This is a genomic window from Kistimonas scapharcae, assembly GCF_039540975.1.
GTDB classification, from domain to species: Bacteria; Pseudomonadota; Gammaproteobacteria; order Pseudomonadales; family Endozoicomonadaceae; genus Kistimonas; species Kistimonas scapharcae.
The window spans coordinates 1-8,200 of sequence record NZ_BAABFL010000354.1 but is presented as its reverse complement, the minus strand read 5'-3'; the positions used below and the strand labels follow the sequence as shown (position 1 = coordinate 8,200).

The window sequence follows — 8,200 nt, the reverse complement described above, 5'->3', positions numbered from 1 at the left end:
AGGCTGGGTTACATGGCTGCGCGAACCTGCCCCATGCCAGCAAGGCTTCTCAAGCTGGCTGAGCCACAGTGGTAATCAGGAAGTAATAAGCCACTCTTCCATCATCATATGGATAGTCTGATGAAAGATAATTCCACAAAAGTTCCATTTCTTTTCTGCAAAAAACTCTTATTTCACCTGATGCTGTTCTAATTTCACGCGTCACTCTATACATTAACGTACATATATCCGCATGATATTGATTGACAACCCCATCAAGATAGCAGCGAGAAAAACCGGTGGATCGATCTTCAGAACAAACTTTACGAACCAGAGTATCAGCCGCCGCCTGAATGAAACCGTTTTTCACCCTACCAATATTCGCAAGTATGCGTATGACAAATGGGTCATCATCAATCTCTTTTTTTCCCGTCAACCGATCTTTTCGATAATCATATTCACACCATCTATCAACCCTGACTTTTTGCTCCATAAAATCCTTTATCGAACTCAGTAAACCAAGATACTCTTCATTACAACCACCCCAACCAGTATTAGCAGTATCAGTGTGAAAGGAAGAAAACAACATTTTATATTCTTCATAACAAGGTGTATATGTACAATGCTCAGGCAAATCCATCAACTTTAGTATATAAAAGCGCCCTATGGTGAAAAGTTCTCTACAGGCATCCTTTGACTGATTTTTACTAGCCCCCTCAAATCGAACAAATATACTCTGAACTTCTCCTCGGTTTTTAGGCGCCGACTTAATATTGTTTTTTATCATCAACATTTTGATATCATCAGGAAACAGCTCAATACTTTCCCGACGGAAAAACTCCATCATGACAATAGGAAAATATTTTTTAAAATAATCCGTAGAATAAATAGCTTTCCGTATATTATGCAATGTTATTGGTTTTTCGACAGATCGCGATGTCAATTTCAGAAGTTTTTCTGAAAGGATGTCTTGCTCCTCCGAATAATCCTCCACATGAGTGACCTTTACAAGACGATCATACATATATGCATAAACAGTGTCTTTTCTATCTGCTTTTATCTCGCGATAGGCCAGATACAGTGGATCAGTGAAAAACGGGGGATTTACAGCACTCATTGCCATTGGATAGCCGCCTATGTCGGTTGTTACATGATTGACGCACTTTATCACCAGAAGTTCATAACCAGTCCGACCAAAATATCACCAATGTCAACCCGTATCGAGCACCTTGTTCGGCGACAGGATTACCTGATAGTATGCGTATCACTACGGATAACACTTCGGTCACAACAGGCTGAAAGCTGGATCTCAGCCCGCCATAACAACAACATCGACACCCATAAGCCATGGGTCGTCGGTGACACAAAAACAACATACCCCACGGCAGGTCGTGTCCTGCACACTGCACGTCACAACAACAGACTGCTAGCAGCCAGACAGCGTGCGGTTACTGTCGTGGACATTGATAAACCTGACAGGGGGAACCTATGTCGATAGCCAAGAAAATCAGTCTTGCCCTTTGCACTGCCGGCCTTGCCGCCGCAGCAATGAGCGCCCAGGCCGCCGAACGCCAGTTTGTCACCATTGGCACCGGCGGTGTTACCGGTGTTTACTACCCAACCGGGGGCGCCATCTGTCGTCTGGTGAACAAAGACCGTAAGGAGCATAAAATTCGCTGTTCCGTGGAAAGCACCGGCGGCTCCATCTACAACATCAACACCATGCGTGGTGGTGAGCTGGATCTGGGCGTTGCACAGTCTGACTGGCAGTTCCACGGCCTGAATGGCACCAGTAAGTTTGAAGCCCAGGGACCGTACAGTGACCTGCGTGCCGTTTTCTCACTGCACCCTGAACCCTTCACTGTTGTTGCCCGTAAGGATTCCGGCATCAAAACCTTTGAAGACCTCAAGGGCAAGCGTGTGAATATCGGCAATCCCGGTTCCGGACAGCGCGGCACACTGGAGCAGTTGCTCAAGGAGTACAACTGGACCTTTGATGATTTCAAACTCGCTACGGAGTTGAAGTCAGCCGAACAGTCCAAGGCCCTGTGTGACAACAAGATTGACGCGTTTGTCTTTGTTGCCGGCCACCCCAGTGGTTCCATCAAGGAAGCCACCACCTCCTGTGAAACCGTGATCGTACCTGTGGAAGGTCCACAAGTGGACGCCCTGCTGGCTGACGCCCCCTACTACCGCAAAGCCACCATTCCCGGCGGCATGTACCAGGGCACACCGGATGACGTCACCACCTTTGGTGTTGCTGCTACATTCGTCAGCTCCACCAACACCTCACCTGACGTCGTCTACCAGATCGTCAAGTCTGTCTTCAGCAACTTCGATGACTTCAAGAAGCTTCACCAGGCTTTTACACACCTGAAGAAAGAAGACATGGTGTCAGAAGGTCTCTCTGCTCCTCTGCATGAAGGCGCCGAGCGTTACTTCAAGGAAGCTGGCCTGCTGTAAGGTTTGCCTTCCTCTGTCAGTCAACAACGTCTAAGTCGTTGGCTGGCAGGTTTTTCCCACCCCATGCTCGCGACCTGCATGACGGGATTTCACCAGGGAGACAGCGTCCAAAAGACGGCAATCCCTGATGCCAACCAGACAGGCTAACGAGACCATGAGCGACACCAGAACACCCGAGACTGTGCAATCCACCGCACAGCAGATTGTCGATGAAGCCGATTCCGGCGCCCGCAGACTAAGTGGACTACCCGGTACATTATTGCTGATCACCGCCCTCTGCTGGTCACTGTTTCAACTGTGGTATGCATCACCACTGCCGTTTATTTTTGACGTTTTCATCCTGAATGATACCGAGGCACGGGCAATTCACCTGGCCTTTGCCATTTTCATGGCATTCCTGGCCTGCCCGGCACTGAAACGTTCTCCCCGAAACAAAGTGCCTGCCCAGGACTGGTTGCTGGCCCTGGCTGGAGCATTCAGTGCTGCCTATATTTTTCTGTTCTACGATTCACTGGCCGAACGGGCTGGCGCCCCGATCACGGCAGACCTGATCTTTGCCACCATTGGGATTCTGTTATTGCTGGAAGCCACCCGACGGGCACTGGGACCACCCCTGATGTGTGTGGCTGCCCTGTTCCTGATCTACGTGTTCGCTGGTCAGTACATGCCGGAAGTCATTGCCCATAAAGGGGCCAGCCTTAACAAAGCCCTGTCCCATTTCTGGCTGACGACAGAAGGCGTTTTTGGCGTTGCGCTCGGCGTATCGACCAACTTTGTGTTCCTGTTTGTTTTATTTGGGGCATTGTTAGATCGTGCTGGCGCCGGTCAATATTTTATCCGCGTCGCCTTTTCACTGCTGGGACACCTGAAAGGAGGGCCTGCCAAGGCGGCCGTTGTATCATCCGGACTCAGCGGCATTATTTCCGGTTCCAGTATTGCCAACGTCGTCACCACCGGTACGTTCACTATCCCACTGATGAAACGGGTAGGCTTTACCGGCTCCAAGGCGGGCGCCATTGAGGTCGCCGCCTCAACCAACGGACAGCTGACACCACCCATCATGGGTGCCGCCGCTTTCCTGATGGTTGAGTATGTCGGGATTTCTTACCTGGAAGTCATCAAGAGCGCCATTCTGCCCGCCGCAATTTCCTACATTGCACTCTTCTATATTGTGCACCTGGAGGCCGTGAAAGCCGGAATGGAAGGCCTTCCACGTCGGAACAAGCCGAGTTTGGTGCGGTCACTGCTGTCGTTCAGCGGTACCATTTTGGGACTCTGCATCCTGAGCCTGGCGGTGTATTACGGCATTGGCTGGACCAAGACGGTCTTTGGCGACGCCGCAACCTGGATAGTGGCCACAGGGGTTCTACTCGCCTACCTGGGATTGACCTGGCTGGCTTCCCGTTCACCGGACAATCATTTTGAGCAGAACGAGACTGAAGTGCTTGAAATGCCCCCCGTTGGCCCGACAGTACTGAGCGGCCTGCACTTCCTGTTACCCATTGTCGTATTGATATGGTGTATTGCAGTAGAGCGCTTCTCACCGGGGCTGTCGGCATTCTGGGCAACCGTCTTTTTGATTGGTATTGTCGTTACACAACGCCCGCTGATTACGTTCTTCCAGGAAACCGGCTCCGTGTCAGCGGCACTCTCAGACGGTATCACTGACCTGCTTCAAGGACTGGTCAGCGGTGCACGGAACATGGTGGGAATAGGCGTAGCAACGGCCGCAGCCGGCATTGTTGTCGGCGCCGTCACGCTGACCGGTATCGGGCAGGTGATGACGGAGTTTGTCGAATTCATCGCCAACGGCAATATTCTGCTCATGCTGATTTTTACCGCCGTGATCAGTCTGCTACTGGGTATGGGATTGCCGACAACGGCCAACTATATCGTGGTCTCTACTCTGATGGCGCCGGTCATCGTCACCCTGGGCGCTCAGCATGGTCTGATCGTGCCCCTGATCGCCGTACATCTGTTCGTGTTCTATTTCGGCATTCTGGCGGATGATACGCCGCCGGTCGGACTGGCAGCATTTGCCGCAGCAGCGATTGCCAAAAGTGACCCGATCCGTACCGGTATCCAGGGCTTTACCTACGACATCCGCACAGCCATTCTGCCGTTCATGTTTATTTTCAACACGGAATTGCTGCTGATCGGTATTACCAGTGTCGGACACCTGATCCTGGTGGTAACAAGCGCATTGGCCGCAATGCTGGTCTTTGCCACGGCAACACAGGGTTACTGGTTAACCCGAACCCGTTGGTATGAAACGATTCTCCTTCTGGTGATAGCCTTTGTCCTCTTCCGCCCAGGCTTTATCTGGGACCGGTTCTGGCCAGAACGTATAGACCTGCCAGGGACTGCACTGTATCAACAGCTGGAAACACTGCCAGACAACAGCGATATTCGTTTACGGGTTGCTGGTGAAACACTGGAAGGGAAAGCCGTTGAAAAAACGATTCTTCTCCCAACGGGAAGCGGTTCTGTCGATGAACGGCTATCAGCCATGGGCCTGGAACTGGTTGAAGACGGCAACAGCCTGTTAGTTGATAACATTGAATTCGGTTCCGCCGCTGAAAAAGCCGGGTTGGATTTTGACTGGCAAATTCAGCATGTAGAAACCGAAAATACGGCACGCCCTGCCAAGCAATGGCTGTATTTACCCACATTGTTATTACTGGCAGTGCTTTATCTGGGACAGCGTCGCCGTCGTGATCAAAACCGTCCGATGCACAACTCAACGGAAACGGTAACGACCTGACCTGAAAAGCCATCAGGGTATAGCCTTACCCTGATGGTTTGCTGCTTTATCCAGTCAATACAAAATGCATCGGCAATTGATACAGGCTGGTATCAGGATTCAAACAACTCCAGCTGTGCTTGAGCTTCCGGCGGTTTCAAATCATGAAGCCTGAAACCAACGCCTAGTAACCTGACCGGCTTTTTTCTACGCTCCCAGGCCTTGGTTGCCAGCTTGATAAAATAATCCGGTGAATAGAGTTCTTTTTCACTCAGTGCACAGAGCTCTTCCAGTGTCGTCTGGGTAAAGTCATTGAATTTGATTTTCACGAACCGTTTTGAGACCGCATATTCCCGCTGGATTTTTTCATAGCGTCGTCTCAGCTCATCAAGCAGATCCGGTATCTGAAGTTGTACAGCTTTAATATCTGGCAGATCATGATCGTATGTGTTTTCAACCGATATCGATTTACGGCGCCAACTCACTTCAACGGGACGCTGATCAATCCCACGGGCCAATTCATACAGTCGTGAACCAAAGGTGCCAAAATACTGCGTCATATCCACCAGTGAAAACTGCCGCAAGTCTTCACAGGTTTCTACCCCCATCCGCTTAAGGCGGGCGGCGGTTGCCTTACCTACCCCATGCAGCTTGCGCACGGGTAACTGCCGGACAAAATCATCGATTTGATCCGGGGTGACCACACAAAGCCCATCCGGCTTATTCCAGTCGCTGGCAACCTTTGCCAGGAACTTATTAGATGCCACACCGGCTGAAACCGTGATACGGGTTGCTTCCTTGACCCGTGCCCGTATTTCACGGGCAATCAGAGTACCGCTGCCATGACACTTATCGCACTCCGTCACATCCAGATAAGCCTCATCCAATGACAGCGGCTCAATCAGGTCAGTGTAATCTGCGAAGATCCGGTGAATCTCTCGGGAGACAGCTTTGTAGAGGTCAAAGCGCGGTTTAAGAATAATCAGGTCTGGGCAAAGCTTGCGGGCGTAGGCTGACGCCATGGCCGAATGGATGCCAAAAGCCCGGGCTTCATAATTGCAGGTCGCGATCACACCACGCTGATCCGGCATGCCGCCCACCGCAACCGGACGCCCCCGGAGGTCGGGATTTTCCCGTATTTCAACCGATGCGTAAAAACAGTCACAATCGACATGGATGATTTTTCGTCCGGTATCCTGCATAAACGGTCAGCTGTTTTATCACTCACTCAGGCCATTCTATCACCCGTTACCTGAATAAATGTACAGGCTTATACGAATAAGCTTGCTCCCGTCAGGTTTCCTATTTTTTCCCATTGAACAGAGAACGCTAAGGCACACTTCCATGCGCTTGACGATTTTTGACACGCCGGTCATCAGCCACCTGATGGTATTCATTGCCTGGCTGGGCATGAAACTGGCCGGCTGGAAAACGGAAGGGGAAAAACCCGCCATGAGCCGTTATGTGCTCATCGGCGCGCCGCATACCAGCAACTGGGATTTTCTGCTGTTCATGGCCATTGCCCTGCGCTTTCGCATCAAGCTGTACTGGCTGGGCAAGGCCTCACTGTTCCGCGGCCCCATGGGACCGATTATGCGCTGGCTGGGCGGTATCCCGGTGTATCGTGACCGTAACTGCAACCTGGTGTGCCAAACGGTTGCCGCATTCCGCCGCTATCCCCGGCTGGTACTGGCCCTGAGCCCTGAAGGCACCCGCAGCTATGTCAGTGAGTGGAAAACCGGCTTCTACCATATCGCCCGGAAAGCCGGAGTGCCGATCCTGCCCGGTTACCTGGATGCCCGCACCAAGACCGTCGGGCTCGGCCAACCCATTCGCCCCACAGGCAATATTACCAAGGATATGGCCTGTATCCGCCAGTTCTACTCTGCCTTTACCGGCATCCGGCCCGAAGGCGCCAACCCGGCTTCCACACCCCTTCATCCTGAGAATGATCCTGCCTGAACCAACCATTCGGCTATATTAGCAATAAAGGAAGGAACCACTCACCGCCAGATCGCTGATGAATTGACGGGCACCGGTCCCGGTGGCAATCTGACAACGCGTACAGGAATGGAAGACACCATGGCCCATACGATCATCATTGCCGAAGACCACCCGTTGTTTCGTACCGCGCTGCAGTCAGCCTTGAACCAGGTGCTGGATGATGTCCGGATCATTGAGACCGATACGATCGCCGCCCTGCAACAGGCGTTGGAGGACACTCCGAATCCGGACTTGGTTCTTCTAGACTTCCATATTCCCGGCGCCCATGGCTTCTCGGCCCTGATGTTCCTGACTGGCCACTATCCTGATGTGCCGGTTCTGGTTATCTCCGCCCGGGAAGAAGAGACCATTATCCTGAGGGCCATAGGCTATGGCGCCTCTGGCTTTATCCCCAAGTCAACACCGCTGGATGCCATGAAAACTGCTATCCAGCAGGTGCTTGACGGTAATATCTGGGCACCAGCCAACATCGATCTGAACCGGGATACTGACCGGATCAGCAGTGAGATGGAGGAGAAGATCGCGTCTCTGACGCCACAACAGTTCCGGGTACTGGGAATGATCAGTGAAGGGATGCTGAACAAACAGATTGCGTTTGACCTGAATGTTTCTGAAGCCACGATCAAGGCTCACGTCACCGCTATTTTTAAGAAGCTGGGCGTCCGCAACCGTACCCAGGCCGTGATTGCACTGCAGCAGCTGGAAGTGGATTATGAGGATAGTCAAAACAATCAAGCGACAGCCCCTACCACTTCAGATGATAACGCTACACCTGATTTATAATCATCACCCTAAAAGCAATCTTTTAGTTTGCTTGAAAACCGGTTATCACCACACAACCGGTTTTCAAGCACGGATTTCCGGAAGTCATCGATTCAACGGTCAACACAAAAGTGTTCGTATTACTGCCTCCAACTAATGTAACAACTCGTAAGTACTCAAAAACTCCTGTGCAGACCACATGGCAGCCAGCATGAGGCGTATTCGATAATATTTGCCAGTCTCGGAATT

The 8,200-nt window shown here is 51.5% G+C and carries 7 protein-coding genes; 4 read left to right on the top strand and 3 right to left on the bottom strand.

All coding sequences use genetic code 11. The annotated features are described in order from the left end of the window. Positions 1–49 precede the first annotated feature (49 nt). Entirely contained in the window at positions 50–1,102 is a 1,053-nt protein-coding gene (locus ABD892_RS12740; protein WP_345196130.1) for a hypothetical protein, read from the bottom strand. A gap of 365 nt (positions 1,103–1,467) precedes the next feature. Between ABD892_RS12740 and ABD892_RS12735 the strand changes: the two genes are divergently transcribed. Both ABD892_RS12735 and ABD892_RS12730 read left to right on the top strand, forming a co-directional pair. Then, positions 1,468–2,442, top strand: a complete 975-nt coding sequence (locus tag ABD892_RS12735; RefSeq protein WP_345196129.1) for a TAXI family TRAP transporter solute-binding subunit — start codon at positions 1,468–1,470, stop codon at positions 2,440–2,442. A 154-nt stretch (positions 2,443–2,596) separates the two neighbouring features. Then, on the top strand, positions 2,597–5,206 hold the full coding sequence (locus tag ABD892_RS12730) for a TRAP transporter permease (protein ID WP_345196127.1): 2,610 nt from the start codon (positions 2,597–2,599) through the stop codon (positions 5,204–5,206). Positions 5,207–5,298: 92 nt separating this feature from the next. On the opposite strand, the gene dinB is transcribed toward ABD892_RS12730, so the two are convergent. Continuing rightward, the gene (dinB, locus tag ABD892_RS12725) at positions 5,299–6,387 is read right to left on the bottom strand and encodes a DNA polymerase IV (RefSeq protein WP_345196126.1); all 1,089 of its coding nucleotides are present in this window, start codon (positions 6,385–6,387) and stop codon (positions 5,299–5,301) included. A gap of 142 nt (positions 6,388–6,529) precedes the next feature. Between dinB and ABD892_RS12720 the strand changes: the two genes are divergently transcribed. Next, on the top strand, positions 6,530–7,147 hold the full coding sequence (locus ABD892_RS12720) for a lysophospholipid acyltransferase family protein (protein ID WP_345196125.1): 618 nt from the start codon (positions 6,530–6,532) through the stop codon (positions 7,145–7,147). Between the two features lie 120 nt (positions 7,148–7,267). Next, positions 7,268–7,972 (top strand): response regulator transcription factor, encoded by a 705-nt coding sequence (locus ABD892_RS12715; RefSeq protein ID WP_345196123.1) that lies wholly within the window; start codon positions 7,268–7,270, stop codon positions 7,970–7,972. Between the two features lie 22 nt (positions 7,973–7,994). On the opposite strand, the gene ABD892_RS12710 is transcribed toward ABD892_RS12715, so the two are convergent. Then, a partial coding sequence (locus ABD892_RS12710) for a hypothetical protein (protein WP_345196122.1) occupies positions 7,995–8,200 on the bottom strand: 206 nt, incomplete at its 5' end.

Excerpts from the sequence above, each read along its gene's own strand:
- dinB (WP_345196126.1), bottom strand. The coding sequence starts at position 6,387 with ATGCAGGATACCGGACGAAAAATCATCCATGTCGATTGTGACTGTTTT.
- ABD892_RS12720 (WP_345196125.1), top strand. The coding sequence starts at position 6,530 with ATGCGCTTGACGATTTTTGACACGCCGGTCATCAGCCACCTGATGGTA.
- ABD892_RS12715 (WP_345196123.1), top strand. The coding sequence starts at position 7,268 with ATGGCCCATACGATCATCATTGCCGAAGACCACCCGTTGTTTCGTACC.
- ABD892_RS12740 (WP_345196130.1), bottom strand. The coding sequence starts at position 1,102 with ATGGCAATGAGTGCTGTAAATCCCCCGTTTTTCACTGATCCACTGTAT.
- ABD892_RS12735 (WP_345196129.1), top strand. The coding sequence starts at position 1,468 with ATGTCGATAGCCAAGAAAATCAGTCTTGCCCTTTGCACTGCCGGCCTT.
- ABD892_RS12730 (WP_345196127.1), top strand. The coding sequence starts at position 2,597 with ATGAGCGACACCAGAACACCCGAGACTGTGCAATCCACCGCACAGCAG.